The 15,765-nt window shown below is 30.2% G+C and carries 11 protein-coding genes; 7 read left to right on the top strand and 4 right to left on the bottom strand.

The genetic code is table 11. The annotated features are described in order from the left end of the window. The first annotated feature begins 257 nt into the window (after positions 1–257). Positions 258–560 carry a hypothetical protein gene (locus C7U54_RS02650; RefSeq protein WP_022002081.1) on the top strand — a complete coding sequence of 101 codons (303 nt, stop codon included), beginning with the start codon at positions 258–260 and terminating at the stop codon, positions 558–560. A gap of 287 nt (positions 561–847) precedes the next feature. Here the strand turns inward: C7U54_RS02650 and C7U54_RS02645 are convergent, their stop codons facing one another. Next, positions 848–1,069, bottom strand: coding sequence for a hypothetical protein (locus C7U54_RS02645; RefSeq protein ID WP_022002083.1), 222 nt, complete (start codon positions 1,067–1,069; stop codon positions 848–850). A 157-nt stretch (positions 1,070–1,226) separates the two neighbouring features. Here C7U54_RS02645 and C7U54_RS02640 point away from each other — a divergent pair, with 157 nt between their 5' ends. Further along, positions 1,227–1,985, top strand: coding sequence for an SDR family NAD(P)-dependent oxidoreductase (locus C7U54_RS02640; protein ID WP_107029210.1), 759 nt, complete (start codon positions 1,227–1,229; stop codon positions 1,983–1,985). Positions 1,986–2,559: 574 nt separating this feature from the next. On the opposite strand, the gene C7U54_RS02635 is transcribed toward C7U54_RS02640, so the two are convergent. Further along, on the bottom strand, positions 2,560–3,897 hold the full coding sequence (locus C7U54_RS02635; protein WP_107029209.1) for an MATE family efflux transporter: 1,338 nt from the start codon (positions 3,895–3,897) through the stop codon (positions 2,560–2,562). 311 nt (positions 3,898–4,208) lie between these two features. Between C7U54_RS02635 and C7U54_RS02630 the strand changes: the two genes are divergently transcribed. Next, positions 4,209–5,168: an HRDC domain-containing protein gene (locus tag C7U54_RS02630; RefSeq protein WP_107029208.1), complete on the top strand. Its 960-nt coding sequence runs from the start codon at positions 4,209–4,211 to the stop codon at positions 5,166–5,168. A 436-nt stretch (positions 5,169–5,604) separates the two neighbouring features. Beyond that, a complete protein-coding gene (locus C7U54_RS02625) occupies positions 5,605–7,605 on the top strand; it encodes a glycogen synthase (protein WP_206603577.1) in 2,001 nt (666 codons plus the stop codon). A gap of 165 nt (positions 7,606–7,770) precedes the next feature. Here the strand turns inward: C7U54_RS02625 and C7U54_RS02620 are convergent, their stop codons facing one another. Then, the gene (locus C7U54_RS02620) at positions 7,771–9,141 is read right to left on the bottom strand and encodes an ISL3 family transposase (RefSeq protein ID WP_191492211.1); all 1,371 of its coding nucleotides are present in this window, start codon (positions 9,139–9,141) and stop codon (positions 7,771–7,773) included. A 994-nt stretch (positions 9,142–10,135) separates the two neighbouring features. Between C7U54_RS02620 and C7U54_RS02615 the strand changes: the two genes are divergently transcribed. After that, entirely contained in the window at positions 10,136–11,089 is a 954-nt protein-coding gene (locus tag C7U54_RS02615; RefSeq protein WP_107029207.1) for an HRDC domain-containing protein, read from the top strand. 80 nt (positions 11,090–11,169) lie between these two features. Here the strand turns inward: C7U54_RS02615 and feoB are convergent, their stop codons facing one another. After that, the gene (gene feoB, locus C7U54_RS02610) at positions 11,170–13,509 is read right to left on the bottom strand and encodes a ferrous iron transport protein B (RefSeq protein ID WP_107029206.1); all 2,340 of its coding nucleotides are present in this window, start codon (positions 13,507–13,509) and stop codon (positions 11,170–11,172) included. A gap of 132 nt (positions 13,510–13,641) precedes the next feature. On the opposite strand from feoB, the gene C7U54_RS02605 reads away from it, so the two are divergent. Both C7U54_RS02605 and C7U54_RS02600 read left to right on the top strand, forming a co-directional pair. Continuing rightward, positions 13,642–15,069, top strand: a complete 1,428-nt coding sequence (locus tag C7U54_RS02605; RefSeq protein WP_107029205.1) for an ABC transporter permease — start codon at positions 13,642–13,644, stop codon at positions 15,067–15,069. 1 nt (position 15,070) lies between these two features. After that, the gene (locus tag C7U54_RS02600) at positions 15,071–15,736 is read left to right on the top strand and encodes an ABC transporter ATP-binding protein (protein ID WP_107029204.1); all 666 of its coding nucleotides are present in this window, start codon (positions 15,071–15,073) and stop codon (positions 15,734–15,736) included. Positions 15,737–15,765: the final 29 nt, after the last annotated feature.

Below are 15,765 nucleotides of genomic sequence, written 5' to 3'. Positions count from 1 at the left end.
TTGAGTAAAGATGAAGTCTATTTTTTAGTATTTTTTTCTAATTTCTTTATTGGATCAATCATATTGTCTAATAGGTATCACTTTGATTCAATACGTTCATTTTTTATATTTGCTGGAGAGGATCCCTTTCCATTTACTTTATTTTTCATAGTGTTCTTTTGTTGTCTTTATTATCTTTTTAAAATTTTGATAAAAAAATACCCACTAAGAAATTTTATTAAGAGTAATGATGTTTAACATCAAAAAGGAGAGATATTATGGAAGAAATTAAACAACTTGTCTATAACTATGCTAAAGCAATACACACACAAAATGAAAAAGATTTTAAAGCATTATGGTCATCTAAAGAAAATACTTTGATTTCACTTACGAATCAATTTAATGAAATTGATGCTATTTATAATGATTTTTTAATAGGTGGTATTCAAAGACTTTATGAATCAATTGATTTAATTATAGAAGGAATAGAAATACATCAAATAGATGATAATAAAGCATTGCTTGATAACACAAGAGCACAAACAAGTAAAATTGTTCCTACAACATTAATAACAGCATAGATTGCAGTTGGTTTAGCTCCATAAAATGTTTCAACAAGTGTTTTACTTCCAAATTTACTCATAATTAAATAAGTTATTGCAAGCATAAAAACTAAAACACTGATACTAATAATGACAATTTGTAGAGCAGTTAATGATTGACTTGATGAAGTCATTTCTTGATTCATTTGGTCAGGTTGATTGTTGTTTTGTTGATTTTGTCCTGGGGAATCTTGTTGATTATTAGGTGCTTGTCCAGTAGAATTTTCATTTGTTTGATCATTTAAATCTTGGTTTTGTGAATTTGATTAATCATTGCTACTTTTGTTATTTTGAGATGAATCTTGTTGATTAGACTCATTATTTTGACTATTTTCTCCTTGATTAGGCATTGAAGGAGGTGTTCCTTCTGCTTGTTGCATCATAGATGAAGTATTATGGTTTTTAGCATAATACAGAGTTCCTGAAATCGAACCTAAGGAAACGATAATACAAATTACACTGATTATAACGGATAATTTCTTTTTCATGTCTATCTCCTCTTGACACCTATATAGTACCCATTCTTTAACATATAAGAGTGTGAGTAGTGTGTAAAAATATGGTAAACTCATATACAATTTTGAGATATGAAAAAGATGGAGTTAAGCGCTTACATGTGTTACTATATATCTAGGAGGATTTTTTATGGGAAAATTGGATAATAAAGTGGCAATTATTACAGGAGGGAATGCCGGCGTTGGTAAAGAAATTGCGAAACTGTTTGCGAGTGAAGGAGCAAAAGTTGTTATTTCAGCAAGACGTCAACAAGTCTTGGAAGAAGCAGCAAAAGAAATTGAAGCAGCAGGAGGAACTGTTTTATGTGTTCCTACTGATATTTCTAAAGTGGATGATGTTAAAAACTTAGTAAGTAAAACAGTTGAAACTTTTGGTCAATTAGATATTTTAATTAATAATGCTGGTGTGTTAGATAAAGGATTAAATGCCATTGATCAAATTGATTATGATGATTTAAATAGAGTTATTGATATTAATCAAAAAGGAACAATGTATTGTATGTCAGAAGCTTTAAAAGTGATGAAAAGTGGAGCTTCTATCGTTAATATCTCAAGTGTTGCTGGTCAATATGGAGCAGGTGGTGCTGTTTATGTATCTACTAAAGCAGCAATTATTGGGGTAACAAAACATGCTGCTATGCGTTTTGCTAAAGAAAAAATTAGATGTAATGTTATCTGTCCAGGAAGTATTACAACAGATATGGCTGCAGGATTAACACCTGATACCATGGATATGAAAATGATGGGTGCTATGTCAGCTCATAGTGATTTATCACTTCAACCTTGTAGTCCTTTAGATGTTGCTAAAGTAGCACTTTTCCTTGCAAGTGATGATGCAGCGCCACTTACAGGACAAGTTGTTGTGAGTGATTATGGAGTAGATTTATAATATGTACAAAACCGCACAATGTGCGGTTTTTAATTGATTTGTTTTTTAATCATTATATGAATGTTCTCCTCATGTCTAAAGACAGGGAATTATTGTTACTTGCCAACATTGTTGGCAGACCAGTTCATTTCTGATAGGTTGTAGTGCAAGATAGGGGTATGCCATTACCCTTCCTAGAGCAGAATACAAGTTAGTGTATCTACAATTAATTTCATAATAGCAACATTACTTACCTTTTGATCATTAAATACGACTTCTTTATCCGCTACATTTTTCATGATTAATTGTAATTCTAACTTCTTTTTTCCTTATCTTCTATCAATTCAATATGCCCTTTTCCCATAATATTTTGATATTTCATAGAATATTGACAAAATGTTCTTCTTTCAACAAAATATATTAAATCGAGTTTCTTTACTACTTTTGCAACATGAATGTTTATTATTATAAGTATAACAATAATTTAAATGAACAAAACACTGCCTTGATCTATAAAACCTAAACAGCAACATTAATTATTTTCAATGATTTCTTTTATTTAAATCTGTAATTTCTCGTTCTGTTCGTCGCATAACTATGCTCCAAAATGATCTTTTTTAAAATGTTTATAATAAATAATAAAGAGAAAGGAAGTTGTAAACCAAGTGATTGGATAAGAAATAACAACACCTTTTAATGTTGGATAATGAGGAGAAATAAAGGTTACCCAAGCTACACGTAAAACACAAATTCCAAGACAGACTAAAAGCATTGGTTTTAATGATTCCCCACACCCTCTCATTGTCCCTGAAAAGATTTCTACACAACAGTATGAAAAATAGAAAGGCATTAAAAAGAGTATTAAACTTTGACATTGATTAACGATGGCTGGATCAGATGAAAAGAGTTTTGTAATATAACTTCCCCCAAAACATAAGATCACACTTAAAGAAACTGCTATTGTTAAGGCAATCGTTAAAGCGGTTCTTGCTCCTTTTTGGATACGATCATAAAGATGAGCACCATAGTTTTGTCCTACAAAAGTTGTAATGGCGGCTCCAATAGCAGCCATGACCATCCAAAATAAAGCATCGATTTTCACATAGACTGACCATGAAGCAATCGTTTGTGTTCCAAAAGAATTAATATGTGTTTGTAAGACGATATTAGCGATACTATACATTGTTGATTGAATTCCAGCAGGAGCACCAATTTTAACAATTTTCTTTAATACAGGTAAATGAAATTTAATTTTTGATAATGTAAGTTGATAAACATCTTTAGAAAATATCAATTGAAGTGTGACTAAAATAGCACATACTGTTTGGGCAATAAATGTTGCAATCGCTGCCCCAGCAATACCTTTATGTAAAATAACAACAAAAACAAAGTCAAAAACAACATTAACAATACTACAAATAATTAAATAATAAAGAGGTCTTTTACTATCTCCTACAGCTCTTAAAATTCCTGAACCAATATTATAAATAGCTCCAGGAATCATCCCTAAAAAGTAAAGTTTCATATAAAGACTGGCATCATTTAAAATATCATGAGGAACACCTATCGCATCTAAACATTGATAAGAAAAGAATAAACCAAAAAGCATCATGATAATTCCACTAACAATAGCAAGCATATATGAAGTATGAACCGCTTGATGAATCTTACCTTTATTATGAGCTCCATAATATTGAGCAATAACAACAGAAGCTCCTGTAGATAAACCAACATAGAAGTTAACAACTAAGTTTGTTAGATTCCCTGTTGAACCAACAGCAGCAAGAGCATTTGTCCCACAAGCTTGACCAACAATAATGGTATCAACGGTATTATATAGTTGTTGAAAAAAGCTCCCAATTAATATTGGAAAAAAGAAAAAAAGTAATTGTTTCCAAATAACTCCTTTCGTAAAATCTTGTGTTTTATTCATAGATTACCCTCCCTATAATAAAAAACACCCAAAGGTGCATTGCTTGAAATAATGGTATCACATAATTTTTGACAAAACAACCAAAGAAGAAACATCAAAAAGTTAAATCAAGTTCATATTTCTTCTTTATGATAATACACGAAAGGAGGAACAGGAACTTACTTAAACGAAACTTAATTATAAACTTCCCTTTTTAAAAAAATAATAATAGATAATAGTAAAAAGCAGATCTTTTCCCTTCCATTTGATCTGTTTTTTTGTTGTTTCTATAAAATGAAAATGATAAGGTAGATAGAGAGAGGTGCAAATCTATGTTATTTAAAGATAAATTAAAAGAACCTGTTATTTATAAAGGGAGTAATAAGGCAATAAATGAACTAAATCAAATACAAGAATATTTAAAAACACATACAAGTAAAGAATTAGAAAAGAAAGCAAGATTTATTCAGTATGGTATTGAAGGAGAAGAGAATGTTCTATTTGAATTAAAGAATAGTCATTTTCCAATGTATGTTTTACATGATATTTATATGGTAGATCATGATTTGAGTGCGCAAATTGATTATATAATTATTACGCCATCGATGGTTTATTTTATAGAATGTAAAAATCTTATAGGGACAATCACGATAGATTCTATGGGAAATTTTACAAGAGAGTATAATTATAATGGGAAAATAATTAAAGAAGGTATTTATTCACCCATAACACAAAATCAAAGACATTTAGAGTTATATAAAATGTTACGTGAAAAGGATAAAGGATCAGTAATGAAATTTCTTTATAATAAGACCTTTTCAAGTGGTTTTAAATCACTTGTTGTCCTTGCTAATCCAAAGTCTATCTTAAAAAGTCGTTATGCTCCTAAAGAAATAAAAGAAAAAGTTATTAAAGCAGACCAACTGATAGATTATATAAAGAAGCATGAACAAAGTGCTTTTAGAAATCAAAAAGATATGATTGCTATGGCTGATGGACTTTTATCTTATCATCAAAAACAAGAAATACCACCAATTCAAGAAGAAAATACATTTGAAAGTATAGCAATTAATAATGATGATCATTTAATTGAATCATTAAAAAAATATCGTATGAATAAAGCGCAAGAAAAGAATTTACCACCTTATTATATATTTAATGATATTACTTTAAATGAAATCGTTGCTTATAAACCAACAACAATAGAAGAACTCCTTTCGATAAAAGGATTTGGACCAAAGAAATGTGATTGGTATGGAGAAGATATTTTAGACATAATAAGAAGTTTGTAAAAAACTTCTTATTAATCACATAATTTTCGACAAAACAACCAAAAAAGAAACATGAAAAAGTAAAATAAAGTTCATATTTCTTCTTTATGATAATAGACGAAAGGAGGAACAAGAACTTACTTAAACAAAACTTAATCATAAATTTCCCTTTTTAAAAAAAGATAATAATAGATTAAAAAACAGATTCTCCCCCTCCCTTTTGAATCTGTTTTTTGTGCAGAATATATAAACAACATTCATTGATTATGATACAATAATTAAAAGAACATTTTGAATATGAAAGTAAATTAAAATGAAAGAATTTTTGTATGTATAAAATATTAAAAAGATACAAAAATTGCAAATTCTAATGACTATAATAGGAAATGTTAATAAGAGAAAATGATGAAGTTAGAGTTTTAAACATGATATTATTTTCAAGATGGGAGAAAAAATTATGAGTAAAAAAACAGTTCAAAAAAGTAAAAAAAGAACAACAAGAACGAATAAAAAAAGAACATCAGGTGTAAAGGCCAATACGGTTGTTGAACCAACACCAATCACAAGTGAAAAGACAACTGATGTTAAACCAGTAGAAGTGCCTAAAAAAACTACTACTGTTGAACCAAAAGAAACAAGTGAAAAAGTTGTTGCTGCTGAATCAGCACCAGCTGTAAAAACAGCGCCTGCTAAGAAAGCAACTACTAAAAAGGCTACAGCTGCTAAATCAACAACAGCTACAAGTAAAAAGGCAGCTACTGCAAAATCAGAAACAACAACTGAAAAAGTTGCTGCCAAAACAACATCAACTAAAAAAACAGCTTCTACTAAGAAAGCAACTACTAAAAAGACAACAACTGCTAAATCAACAACAGCTACAAGTAAAAAAACAACTACTGCTAAACCAAAATCTGTAAAAAGTGAAACACCTGTTGAGGCTAAACCAACAGAAGTTATTCAAGAAGTTCCTGTTGAAAAACCTCAATCAATTGATTTAGGACCACGTAGAAGTGTTGCTTTTATTGGTTCAGAATGTTATCCATTTGTAAAAACGGGTGGATTAGGGGATGTTATGTCAGCTCTTCCAAAGAGTTTAGCTAAATTAAATATGGATGTTAAAGTTATTATTCCTAGATATAAATGTATTCCTCAAAAGTTCCAAGAAAAGATGGAATATAAAGGATCATTTTATATGGATCTATGTGCAGATGGAAAACAATATTATGTAGGTATTATGGAATATCAAGAAGATGGTGTTGTTTATGATTTTATCGATAATGATGAATTCTTCTCATGGGGTAATCCATATACTAATCTTATCGATGATATTCCTAAGTTCTGTTATTTTAGTAAAGCAGCCCTTGCGGCACTTAATTATTTAAATTGGACACCAGATATTGTACATTGTCATGATTGGCAAGCAGCTTTAGTTCCTCTTTATTTAAGAACAAGCTTTAAAGATACAAATGTAGGACGTGCGGGTGCTGTTCTTACAATTCATAACTTAAGATTCCAAGGTATCTATGATCGAAAAACAATTCAATATTGGTCAGATCTTCCTGGTTATGTCTTCAATAAAGATTGTATGACACAAAATTGGTTAGATGCGAATATGTTAAAAGGTGGTATCACTTATTGTAATAAATTAACAACAGTAAGTAATACGTATGCTGGAGAAATTCAAACAGAAGAATATGGTGAAGGTCTTGAAGAACATTTAAGATATCATAGTAGTAAGATTTTAGGAATTGTTAATGGTATTGATACGGATATTTGGAATCCAGCAACAGATAAACTTTTAGCTGCTCAATATGATAGTCAATCTGTTATCAAGAATAAAAAAGCAAATAAAAAAGCACTTCAAGAATCATTAGGATTAGAAGTTGATGATCATAAAATTGTCATTGGACTTATTTCACGTCTTACAAATCAAAAAGGTCTTGATCTTGTCAATGATGTTATTCCAAGTATTATGGATGAACATACACAAGTTGTTGTTTTAGGTACAGGAGATGCGATGTATGAAGATGCTTTCCGTTATTATGAAAATAAATATAAAGGAAACTTCTGTGCATATATTGCTTACAATGAAAATGTTGCTCACAATATTTATGCAGGATGTGATGCTTTACTAGTACCATCAAGATTTGAACCATGTGGACTTACACAACTTATTAGTATGAGATATGGTTCTATCCCAATTGTAAGAGAAACGGGTGGACTTAAAGATACTGTTCAACCTTATAATCTATTTGATAATACAGGTAATGGTTTTACCTTTGATCGCTATGAAAGTGGACTTCTTTATGATGCAATCAATCGTGCTAAAACACTTTATTTTGAAAATAGAAAATATTGGGATGAAATGGTTGTTCGTGATATGAATAAAGATGTCTCTTGGCAACAAAGCGCAAAACAATACAAAGATATGTATGTAGAATTAACACCAAAATATTAATAGATATAATTTAGAAAATACAATGTTAGTTTTTTGGGTAATTTAAAATAACTTGTGGTTGAGATTGTTTCGGCCAATAAGACAATTTGTGGTTCAGATGACCACATACAATTTAAAACTTAATCACAAGGTGTTTATAATACCAATTAGGGACTAGATGCAAATCTAGTCCTTCTTTTTTGGATACATATAATATGTTGCGTCATCATTTAACACATACATAACCCTATTTCTAAATCGTTCCCAGTTTCTATAGCCATTAGAATTATGCTTTATATTCTTGATGGTTTTATTTCTGTTTTCAATGATTCCATTATTAACTCGTTTTGTCTTCTCAGGATTGACTTTTATAAATGAGTTTATAATCTCATTTTTCCATCTCACCATTGTATTCCCAAATTCATTCATGATTGGAATACTGCTCGATTTGAATTCTCTAATAAGTTCATTAAGATTGTCCTTTGCGGTATCTGTATCGGATTTATCAAAGAATCTTTTAAGTTCATCCTTAAGATATAGGGCCTCCTCGAGCTGACTGTCTGTTTTGATCATATACTCGACAAGGTCATAGTAATTGTAATATCCTTCAAGAACACGATTGTATTTCTTCTCCATGTCTGGATCAGATATCTTATCGTCATTCTTGAGAAGAAGCCAGTTGAATTTCTTCAATACATAGTACTGCTTCTGCATTTCTCTGTGCTTCGTAACTTCACAGGAGGAGTGGTTTATTTCTTTGAAATTCGGATTAGGCTTGACTCTGTTCATTGCATCGATTCTGATTCTTTCAAGTCTTCTGTTGAATTCCTGGACAAGGTGGAATTTATCTAATGAATTGACTGCATTAGGAAACATGAGTTTCGTTACTATTCTATATGTTTCCCACATGTCAGTAGAGACGACTTTAACATTAAGTCTTTCTTCACGAGGAATAAGAGAAAGATAATTCATTAGATCATACTTTCTTCTTGAAGGAAGCAGGTCGATGACATTCTGAGAATTAAAATCAAGAAGAACGCATACGTAATCACCTTTTGATGATGAAAATGCATAGACTTCATCTATACATATACATTCAGGAAGTTTTCTTCTTGATATATTGACGTGTCTGTCAAATATATAGGCGGCTGCAGTTGGAGATATATGATATCTATGAGCGACTGCAGTAAATGTTTCATTAGGCTTTTTTAGATCATTAAGGACATTATATACGGTCGTTAGTGAAATCTTCATGCCTTCAGTGGTAAATGGATTGTGCTCATAGAATGTCTTTGAGCATTCGGGGCAGATATATCGTCTGGCCTTATAATTGATGAAGCAAGGTATCCCGCTAAGAATTGAATGCGTAATCTTCTTGTGTGTATATGAATGAGTTTTTGATGTTTCAGTACCACACACAGGGCACCTGTAGGGTTCGACAGCCAAAAGCACATGAACATGTACGCCATCAAACTGATGATGGACTTCAATAGAGCTGATTTTTCTATTGTCCAGGTTAAATAGTTTAAGAATATAGTCGTTATTAATGCTTTCCATAGTGAAAGTCCTCCTTATGATTCAAGAATAGATGAAAAGGGAGGAATAATAAACAAATCATGTGTGGTAACGAAAGATAAAAAGAGATTTCTGGAATTGAACAGACAGATATGATAGTAATCTCCAAAGCAGTTTACAAATCTGGTGTGGAAATAGGAAATGAGAGAATTATCAATTTCAGCATCGGTATTTTTGTGCACAATAATACTAATCATATCATCATATGAAACAGAAGATATAAAAGGAATCATAGGAGAAAGAAGAACTGCATGAGTTGAACCGCAGTGAGGACATATTAATCTGGTGATTCTAATTGAACTATTTTTAAAAGCTCTATAATAATAAGCATGAACCTTTAGACCGGATTCATTGCACTTTGGACAATGAACAGAAGAAAAATCCAGGGAACTAATGACAGAAGAATAAATATTCTGATTAATTGTATTGATTTTTTTGTGAAATTCTATTATTATCATAGTGTTCTTATGGACAGGATAATGAATCAAACTTTGGTCGGGATGGTTTATTATCCTTTTTCTTTCTATAGGATTATAAGTAAATCATAATAAAAAAATTCATTAATGACATCAAAAAATGATGAAAATAATGAAATTTATTTTAAACACATAAACCACATGGATTTTATATATGGGTAATGTTACTACCAATACTATTTTTGTTTAAAACTAAAATATCAGATTATTTTAAATACTCGTTTTTTGTAACATTGTATTTTTTAATCCCATAATTTTTGACAAAATAAACAAGAAAGAAACATGGAAAAGTTAAATAAAGTTCATATTTGTAACTTATGATAATAGACGAAAGGAGGAACAAGAACTTACTTAAACTCAAAACTTAATTATAAATTTTCCCTTTAAAAAAATACTGATAGATAATAGTAAAAAGCAGATCTTTTCCCTTCCCTTGGATCTGTTTTTTGTTGTTTCTTATTAGAAGAAATGATACTCTAAAAATAGAGAGGTAAGACAATATGTCATTTAAAGATAAATTAAAAGAACCTGTTATTTATAAAGGAAGTAATAAAGCGGTAGAAGAATTAAATCAAATACAAGAGTATTTAAAAGAACATAATGATAAAGAATTAGAAAAGAAAGCAAGACTTATTCAATATGGAATAGATGGAGAAAAGAATATCTTGTTTGAATTAAAAAATAGTCATTTTCCAATGTATGTATTACATGATGTTTACATGGTCAATCATGATTTAAGTGCACAAATTGATTACATCATTATTACACCTTCAATGGTTTATTTTATTGAATGTAAAAATTTAATAGGAACAATTATGATTGATGCTATGGGAAATTTTACAAGAGAGTATACATATAATGGAAAAAGAATTAAAGAAGGCATTTATTCACCAATTACACAATCCCAAAGACATTTGGATCTTTATAAGTCATTACGTGCCAAAAGACAAGGAACAGTCATGAAATTTATCTATGATAAAACTTTTTCTAATAATTTTAAATCACTAGTTGTTCTTGCTAATCCAAAGTCTATTTTAAAAAGTCGTTATGCACCAAAAGAGATAAAGGATAAAGTGATTAAAGCTGATCAACTAATTGATTATATAAAAAGACATGAACAAAGTGCTTTTAGAAATCAAAAAGATATGATAGAACTAGCTGATATATTTCTTTCTTATCATCAAGATAAAGAAATTCAATCAATTCAAAAAGAAAATAATAGTGTCATAGAAGAAAAAAACGATTCACTTATTGAACAATTAAAAAATTATCGTTTAACAAAGGCCAAAGAAAAGAATTTACCACCCTACTATGTTTTTAATGATGAAACACTCAATGAAATCATAAGTATTAAACCCCAAACAATTGATGAACTCCTTACAGTAAAAGGTTTTGGACAAAAGAAATGTGAGTGGTATGGTAATGATATTCTACAAATAATAAGAAGTTTATAACGAACTTCTTTTTTTGTTGTAACATAAAAAATTTCATTGTAACAATGCTTTTGTTACAATGAAATTAATTGTGTTACAATCTAAAATACCAATAAAATCAAATGATAAACAACAAAGGAAGCAAGCCAAGCAATAAGACATTGTCCAAAGACAACAATCAATGCCCATTTACCATTAAGTTCCCTTTTGATTGCTGCAATAGCAGCAATACAAGGTGTATAAAGTAAACAAAAAATAAGTAAAGATAAAGCAGCTGGTGTTGTAAGTGACATCAACAATGATTGGGTTGAACCATAAAGAATAGATAATGTCGAAACAACACTTTCCTTTGCCATAAATCCTGAAATAAGGGCTGTTGAAATGCGCCAGTCACCAAATCCTAATGGATTAAAGATTGGAGCAATATAACCAGCAAGAATAGCTAGAATACTATCTTTTGATTCAGTAACAATATTAAATCTTAAATCAAAAGTTTGTAAGAACCAAATAACAATGGTTGCAACAAAGATAACTGTAAAAGCTCTTTGTAAGAAATCTTTAGCTTTTTCCCATAACAGTTGACAAACATTTTTAGCACCAGGCATACGATAATTTGGAAGTTCCATAACAAAAGGAACAGGTTCACCTTTAAAAAGGGATCCTTTTAAAATCAAAGCAAAAATAATACCCGTCAAAATACCAAAAACATATAAGAAAATCATGACTAATGCGCCCTTACCTGGGAAAAAGACAGAGGTAAAGAAAGCATAGATTGGAAGTTTTGCTGAACATGACATAAATGGTGTTAGAATGATTGTCATTTGTCGATCTCTTCTTGAAGAAAGTGTACGACTTGCCATAACGCCAGGTACTGTACAACCAAAGCCAATCAACATAGGGACAATACTTCGTCCAGAAAGTCCTATTTTTCTAAGCAGTTTATCCATGATAAATGCCACACGTGCCATATATCCACTATCTTCTAGAATTGATAAAAAGAAAAATAAAGTAACGATAATTGGTAAGAAACTTAAAACAGTTCCTACCCCATTAAAAATCCCATCTATAATCAAAGAATGCAAAGCAACATTAATTTGAGCATTTGTGAGTAAAGTGTCAACATAATTTGTGACAACAGTCACCCCACTTTTTAAAACTCCTTGTAAAAAAGCTCCAATAACATTAAATGTTAGAAAGAAAACAATTCCCATGATTCCAATAAAAGCAGGAATTCCTGTATATTTTCCTGTTAAGAATTGATCAATTTTTTGACTTCTTAATCTTTCTTTACTTTCATGTGGTTTTTTTACAGTTTGTTTACAAATATCTGTAATATAATGAAATCTATTACTTGCTATAGCAGCTGAACAATCAAGACTACTTTCTTCTTCTAATTGAATACGAATGTGTTCTAAAGTTTCTTTTTCATTTTGACTTAGATCAAGTTGTTCTAATAAAAGTTCATCTTTTTCAACAAGTTTACTTGCTGCAAAACGTAATGGAATCTTTGCATTTGAGGCATGATCTTCAATTAAATGTTCAATCGCATTTAAACAACGATCAATCGCTTTGTTTTGTTGATTGTCTATATGTTGATAGAATTGAGGTCTTTCTTGATAATAAGCAACATGTAAAACATGACTGACAAGTTCATCAATCCCTTCTCCTTTTGCTGCAGAAATAGGAATAACAGGAACACCGAGATATTCTTCTAAATCATTGATTAATACAGTTCCTCCATTACCTAACATTTCATCCATCATATTTAAAGCGACAACCATTGGCATATTAAGTTCTAGAAGTTGCATTGTAAGATAAAGATTTCTTTCAATGTTTGTAGCATCTACAATATTAATAATAGCTTTAGGTCTTTCTCTTAATAAGAAGTTTCTTGTGACGATTTCTTCACTACTATAAGGTGACATTGAATAAATACCTGGTAAATCAGTAATCAGAGTATTTTGATACCCTTTAATTCTTCCATCTTTACGATCAACAGTAACTCCAGGAAAGTTACCAACATGTTGATTTGAACCTGTAAGTTGATTGAATAGTGTGGTTTTACCACAGTTTTGATTTCCTACTAAAGCAAATGTGAGTAAATCACTTTCATGATAGATTTGATGATCATTCATTTTATGATAACTAGATTCACCATAGCCAGGGTGATCTTTATGTTGAAAAATGAATGAATCATTTTTATTTTCTGTTTGTTTAGTTATTTCTTTAATTTCAATTTTATGAGCATCTTCTTTCCTTAAAGTAAGCTCATAATCATGTATTTTAATTTCCATAGGATCACCCATCGGTGCATACTTTACCATGGTAACCTCTGTACCTTGAATTAATCCCATATCTAAAAAGTGTTGTCTTAATGCTCCTTCTCCTCCAACAGAGAGAATAACAGCACTTTTTCCAATAGCCAATTCCTCTAATTTCATAATTTTCCTTCTTTCCTTTATAAGGATAACTTTTTAATAAAAGAGTTGCAATGATGAAACACTTTTTTTAACATAATTATTCCATTTTATTGTTAAAGTATCTCGGTATATTAAAGTCGGAGGTAGAAATGTATGATAAAAAATGCACTATTAAGTTTAAAGAAAAATATAGGAAAAACGATTTTATTATTTGTAATTATTGTTGTAATTACAAATCTCGTTATTGCTGGTTTATCTATTCAATCAGCAACAAAAAAATCAATGGATCAAATTCGTAGTAGTTTAGGAAACGATGTAACTCTTTCTGTTGATTTTAGAAATATGATAAAAAACAGAAAACCTAGTGAAGCCGTAAGTAATGAGACATCATTAACAACAACCATGGCAGATAGTTTAAAAGATTTAAAGTATGTAAAAAATTATAATTATCAAATATCTACATCAGCTAACAGTAATTCTATTTCAGCGGTAGAAACTGCATCAGATAATAGTAATAATCAACCAGAACAAGCTTCAAATCAAGTTGATTTTACAATCAGTGCCAACACCACAATGAAGTATTTAGATTCTTTTACCAATAACAATTATAAACTTACAAAAGGGCGTTTACTTACAACAAAAGATCAAAATACAAATAATTGTGTTATTGAAACCAATCTTGCAAGTGATAATGATTTAAGTGTTGGTGATACTTTTACTATTACAACAACGGTTAATGATGAAACAATTACTCAAGAACTTACAATTGTAGGTATTTATGAAATTCAATCAACAAATGAAATTGGTAGTGCTCATTTCAATAATCCAGTAAACACAATTTATACTGATTTATCAATTGGACAAACACTTACTGGAAGTAGTGAAAATATTACATCAGCAATTTATTATTTAGATGATCCAGAAAACGCAGAAGCTTTTGTAGAACTTGCGAAAAAGAAAAGTGATATTGATTTTGATACGTTCTCATTAGATGCCAATAATCGTCTTTATCAACAAAATGCTTCTTCTCTTGAAAGTATGCAATCATTTGCAAAGATGTTTGTATGGATCGTAGTGATTGCTGGTAGTGCAATTCTTTGTTTAATCTTAGCTCTAACAATTAGAAATAGATATTATGAAATTGGTGTTCTTTTATCACTTGGACAAAGTAAAGTTAAAATTATTGCTCAACAACTTATTGAAGTAGGGTTAATTGCAGTAGTTGTTTTTGTGATTTCTTTAGGTACAGGACAATTAACATCTCATTATATGGGAAATATGTTAGAAAGTAGTCCTTCTTCAAATGTCATGCAAATGGGTCAAAAAGGAGATCAACCAAATGACAATCAAAATCAATCAGATAGTAATCAACAAAAAAACAATACACAAACAAAAGAAAATTTCTTAGGAAATATGATGCAAGGACCATCAAATCAGGAATTAGATGTTTCGATTACAGGTGAAACTGTCATTCAACTTGCTGGTGTTACAGCAGCAATCTGTATTGTTTCTATTGCTGTACCTGCAGCCTATGTATTAAGACTTACACCTAGACAAATCTTATCTAGAAAGGAAGGTTAAGATGGAAAAGTTATTAGAATTAGAAAATGTAAGCTATAGTTATCAAGATGGCAAAGAAAAAAATCAAATTTTAGATCATGCTTCTTATTTGTTTGAAAAAGGTAAAATCTATGCAGTTGTTGGTGCGAGTGGAAGCGGGAAAACAACAACTCTTTCTCTTGCCTCTGGTTTAGATAAACCTGATGATGGAAAAGTTTTGTTCAAAGGAAAAGATATTCAAGAAATAGGTTTGAATAAATATCGTCGAGAAGATATTTCAATTGTCTTTCAATCTTATAATCTTATTTATTATATGAAAGAAGTTATGTCTGCTTTAGAAATTGCGGGAATCAAAAGAAAAGATAAAAAAGAATATTGTTTATCTATTCTTGAACAACTTGGACTTTCCAAAGATGAATGTAAAAGAGATATTCGACAATTATCAGGAGGACAACAACAAAGAGTTGCAATTGCACGTGCTATTGCAAGAGAAGTCGATTTGATTCTTTGTGATGAACCCACGGGTAATCTTGATGAAAAGAATTCAATAGAGATCATGAATACTTTCTTAGATTTAGCACATATTCATCATAAATGTGTTATTTTGGTAACCCATTCACCTACTCTAGCAAAGATGTGTGATGTGTCTTTAAGAATTAAAGAAGGAAAAATAGAAGCAAAACGTTAGAGTTTTGCTTTTAAGTGGTTATAGAATTT

It is taken from the genome of Faecalibacillus intestinalis, from assembly GCF_003024685.1.
Lineage (GTDB): Bacteria > Bacillota_I > Bacilli_A > Erysipelotrichales > Coprobacillaceae > Faecalibacillus > Faecalibacillus intestinalis.
This window is presented reverse-complemented; position numbering and strand designations above follow the sequence as displayed.

Bases quoted from the DNA above. Each gene is read 5' to 3' on its own strand.
- C7U54_RS02635 (WP_107029209.1), bottom strand. From the start codon at position 3,897: ATGAATAAAACACAAGATTTTACGAAAGGAGTTATTTGGAAACAATTA.
- C7U54_RS02630 (WP_107029208.1), top strand. From the start codon at position 4,209: ATGTTATTTAAAGATAAATTAAAAGAACCTGTTATTTATAAAGGGAGT.
- C7U54_RS02600 (WP_107029204.1), top strand. From the start codon at position 15,071: ATGGAAAAGTTATTAGAATTAGAAAATGTAAGCTATAGTTATCAAGAT.
- C7U54_RS02625 (WP_206603577.1), top strand. From the start codon at position 5,605: ATGAGTAAAAAAACAGTTCAAAAAAGTAAAAAAAGAACAACAAGAACG.
- feoB (WP_107029206.1), bottom strand. From the start codon at position 13,509: ATGAAATTAGAGGAATTGGCTATTGGAAAAAGTGCTGTTATTCTCTCT.
- C7U54_RS02615 (WP_107029207.1), top strand. From the start codon at position 10,136: ATGTCATTTAAAGATAAATTAAAAGAACCTGTTATTTATAAAGGAAGT.
- C7U54_RS02640 (WP_107029210.1), top strand. From the start codon at position 1,227: ATGGGAAAATTGGATAATAAAGTGGCAATTATTACAGGAGGGAATGCC.
- C7U54_RS02650 (WP_022002081.1), top strand. From the start codon at position 258: ATGGAAGAAATTAAACAACTTGTCTATAACTATGCTAAAGCAATACAC.
- C7U54_RS02620 (WP_191492211.1), bottom strand. From the start codon at position 9,141: ATGGAAAGCATTAATAACGACTATATTCTTAAACTATTTAACCTGGAC.
- C7U54_RS02605 (WP_107029205.1), top strand. From the start codon at position 13,642: ATGATAAAAAATGCACTATTAAGTTTAAAGAAAAATATAGGAAAAACG.
- C7U54_RS02645 (WP_022002083.1), bottom strand. From the start codon at position 1,069: ATGAAAAAGAAATTATCCGTTATAATCAGTGTAATTTGTATTATCGTT.